Annotated in this window: 4 protein-coding genes; all 4 read right to left on the bottom strand. The window is 66.0% G+C overall.

What is annotated here, in order from left to right; all coding sequences use genetic code 11:
- On the bottom strand, window positions 1-391 hold a 391-nt coding region (gene paaD, locus D3I60_RS01535), incomplete at its 3' end, for a 1,2-phenylacetyl-CoA epoxidase subunit PaaD (protein WP_262774369.1).
- Window positions 392-396: 5 nt separating this feature from the next.
- Entirely contained in the window at window positions 397-1,377 is a 981-nt protein-coding gene (gene paaC, locus D3I60_RS01530; protein WP_262774367.1) for a 1,2-phenylacetyl-CoA epoxidase subunit PaaC, read from the bottom strand.
- A 13-nt stretch (window positions 1,378-1,390) separates the two neighbouring features.
- Complete coding sequence (gene paaB / locus D3I60_RS01525) at window positions 1,391-1,732, bottom strand: 1,2-phenylacetyl-CoA epoxidase subunit PaaB (protein ID WP_262774365.1); 342 nt, start codon at window positions 1,730-1,732, stop codon at window positions 1,391-1,393.
- Window positions 1,729-2,763: a 1,2-phenylacetyl-CoA epoxidase subunit PaaA gene (paaA, locus tag D3I60_RS01520; protein ID WP_262774364.1), complete on the bottom strand. Its 1,035-nt coding sequence runs from the start codon at window positions 2,761-2,763 to the stop codon at window positions 1,729-1,731. Before paaA ends, paaB begins: the two co-directional genes overlap by 4 nt.
- Window positions 2,764-3,428: the final 665 nt, after the last annotated feature.

The raw sequence follows: 3,428 nt of genomic DNA, 5'->3' as shown, positions 1-3,428 counted from the left end.
TGTATAAGAGACAGGACCCGGGTGGGGAGATTCCGGCGTCCTTGAGTGCCTTCTTTCCGCGTTCGGTGATCCAGTCGCTCGTCCAGGCCGGTGTCAGTGAAACGCGCACCTCGGCGTCGGGGAATCCGGCCTCGAGGAGTTCGCGCTGCAGGTCATCGCGCATCGTCGCCATGGCCGGGCAGCCCGAATAGGTGGGGGTGATGGTGGTGACGACGTGGCCGTTCTCGATCGTGACGTCGCGCAGAACGCCGAGGTCGAGGAGGGTGAGCATCGGCATCTCGGGGTCGGTCACGCGTTCGGCGGCGGTCCAGGCACGGTCGATCGCCTCGGCGTCGGTGATGTCTGCTGGGCCGGTACCGGTGCGGGTATCGGTCGGGCGGGTCTCGAGCATGGCGGTCACCACTGACCCTCCGGGTGCTCCCGGGCGACGACCTGCATCTCGGCGAGCAGCTTCGACAGGGCCTCGGTGTGGAGTCCGTCGCGGCCCTTGCCGCCGTGGACGCCGACTCCGGCCAGGCCACCGCGTTCGGGCCGGTCGATTCCGGCTGCGGCGAACACCTGGTCGAGGATGACGGATGCCTCATCGGCTACCGTCGCGGGGTCGACGCCGATTCCGGCCTCGGCCACGGAGGCTTCGACCGGGTGGGTCTCGAAGAGCTCGGACCACAGAGGCCACAGACCGTTCAGCGCGGCGACCAGGCGGGACTTCGATTCCTCGGTGCCGCGGGCCAAGGTCATGACCCAGCGTCCGGCGAAGTCGCGGTGGTAGGACATCTCCTTGACGCCCTTGGCCGCGATGGCTGCGAGCACGGTGTCGCGGCTGCCTGTGAGGCGTTCGAAGATCGACAGTCGCCAAGTGGAGTAGATGAGGATCTTCGCGACCGCCTCGGCGAAGTCGCCGTTGGGCACCTCGGCCAGGCGGACGTTGCGGAAGCCCAGGTCGTTGCGGAAGTACGCGAGTCGGTCCTCATCAGGCACCGGGGAGCCGGCCGGCAGCTCGGGCACGAGCTGCGGATCGGCTGCGGCGGCGCGGGCGAGCAGGAGACGCGCCTGGCCGAGGAGGTCGAGCGCGATGTTCGCCAGCGCGATGTCCTCTTCGAGGTCAGGGGCATTCGAGCACCATTCGGAGATCCGCTGGCTGAAGACAAGGGCGTCGTCGCCGAGCATGAGGCAGTACGCGCCGAGGTCCTTGGCGTCGACGCCGTCGGGCACGGTCGTGTCGACGCCGGCCAGGGGGTCTTCGAAGTCGGTGCCGAAGGCCCAGTTCGCGTCGTTGACGAGCAGACCGGAGTACGCGTTGTCGTGCGTATCATGGTCGACGTTCGTGCCTGCCTCGTCGTGTTCGACGTGGATGGTGGGTTCGTTGTTCGCAGTCATTTCTCGCCCCTTCTCACATATGGGGGACATCGTCGGGGATGTCGTAGAAGGTCGGGTGGCGGTAGACCTTGTCGCCGCTGGGGGCGAACATCGGGTCCTTCTCGTCCGGGCTCGAGGCCGTGATGTCGGAGGCGCGGACGACCCAGATGCTCACGCCTTCGTTGCGTCGGGTGTAGACGTCGCGGGCATGGTGGACGGCCATCTGGTCGTCGGCAGCGTGCAGGGACCCGACGTGGACGTGGTTGAGTCCGCGCTTGCCGCGCACGAAGACCTCGTACAGCGGCCATTCGCCACGGGTCGAGCCCACAGCGGATTCATCCTTCGCCGAGGTGGAGCCGGGGGTGGTCTCGGTCATTTCGCTGTCTCCTCGGGGGTGGTGGTGTCGACTCCGGCGGCAGGGGTCGCATCGGCCGCGGTCGGGGTGGCGGCCGCCTCGGCGGTCTGGTTCTCTGCGAAGGCGAGCGCTGCTTCGCGCACCCACGCTCCTTCGTCCCAAGCGCGCTTGCGGTGATTGAGGCGCTGTTCGTTGCAGGGTCCGTCGCCCTTGACGACGGCCCAGAACTCGTCCCAGTTCGGGGTGGAGAAGTCGTAGTGTCCGCGCTCTTCGTTCCATTTGAGGTTCTCATCGGGGAACGTCACGCCGAGGGCTTCGGCCTGCGGGACGGACATGTCGACGAACTTCTGGCGCAGCTCGTCGTTGGTGTGGGTCTTGATGCCCCAGGCCATCGACTGCTCGGTGTTCGGCGAGTTGTCGTCGGGAGGTCCGAACATCATCAGCGCCGGCCACCAGAAGCGGTTGACCGATTCCTGGACCATCTCGCGCTGGGCGTCGGTGCCGCGCATCATCGTCATCAGCAGCTCATAGCCCTGGCGCTGGTGGAAGGACTCCTCCTTGCAGATGCGGATCATCGCACGGCCGTAGGGGCCGAATGAGGTCCGGCACAGCGGCACCTGGTTGCAGATGGCCGCCCCGTCGACGAGCCAGCCGATCGTGCCGACATCGGTGTAGGACAGGGTCGGGTAGTTGAAGATCGAGGAGTACTTCTGCTTGCCGGCCACGAGCTTCTCGGTGAGCTCGTTGCGCGTGGCGCCCAGGGTCTCGGCGGCAGAGTAGAGGTAGAGGCCGTGTCCGGCTTCGTCCTGGACCTTCGCCAGCAGGATCGCCTTGCGCCGCAGGGAGGGCGCGCGGGAGATCCAGTTGCCTTCGGGCTGCATGCCGATGATCTCCGAGTGCGCGTGCTGCGCGACCTGGCGGATGAGCGTCTTGCGGTAGGCCTCGGGCATCCAGTCCCGGGGTTCGATCCGATCCTTGGCCTCGATCGTGGCGTCGAACTGCTCCTGCAGCTGCGCCTCGTCGAAGCGGTTGTCGTTCACTTGAGTTGTCATGACCACTCCACCCTTGGATGTGCCCTTGTCAGGACCCGGCTCGGTCAGCGGCTGCCGACCTCGAATCGGTCCGACCATCGTAAGACCTCTGGCCCGAGGGCATCCATTAACTGACCATTTGTTCTGTATTGTTGCCACCAGTGTCGCACACCCCCGGCCCGGGTGCAATGCCGCACACGCGAACGAGCCGCTCACCCCCGCCACCCTGCCGCGGCGCCGTGCCGTGTCGCCGTGCCGTGTCGCCGTGCCGACCAGACACCCCCCTCCGACCCAAGCGGCGCCCGCCGAATATAGGTCAGCATCGGATACTTTCGGCCTCGGAAAATGTCCGATAGCGCCCTATTTTTCTCGGAAACCATCCGATAGTGACCTATTCCCACCTGGGCTTGACGATGCGTGCGCGATTCGCAGACGAACACACCCCAACCACACCCCGCGACTTGACACCGGCGACGATCGGAACGATATTTATTGACCAGATGGTCGTTTATTCTCCGACGGGCTGACCGTCCGGGATCACGGGGAACTCTCACCGTCGTCCAAACGCAGCGGCGCAGGCACTCCTCGTGCACCGGCGCCAGAACCCGCGACTCGAGGAGGAGCCGACCATGGGACAGTCCACCCACTGCCTCTTATACACATCTGACGCTGCCGACGATCGCATA

It is taken from the genome of Brevibacterium permense, assembly GCF_025506275.1.
In the GTDB taxonomy this organism is placed as follows: Bacteria; Actinomycetota; Actinomycetes; order Actinomycetales; family Brevibacteriaceae; genus Brevibacterium; species Brevibacterium permense_A.
This window is presented reverse-complemented; position numbering and strand designations above follow the sequence as displayed.

Bases quoted from the DNA above. Each gene is read 5' to 3' on its own strand.
- paaC (WP_262774367.1), bottom strand. From the start codon at position 1,377: ATGACTGCGAACAACGAACCCACCATCCACGTCGAACACGACGAGGCA.
- paaB (WP_262774365.1), bottom strand. From the start codon at position 1,732: ATGACCGAGACCACCCCCGGCTCCACCTCGGCGAAGGATGAATCCGCT.
- paaA (WP_262774364.1), bottom strand. From the start codon at position 2,763: ATGACAACTCAAGTGAACGACAACCGCTTCGACGAGGCGCAGCTGCAG.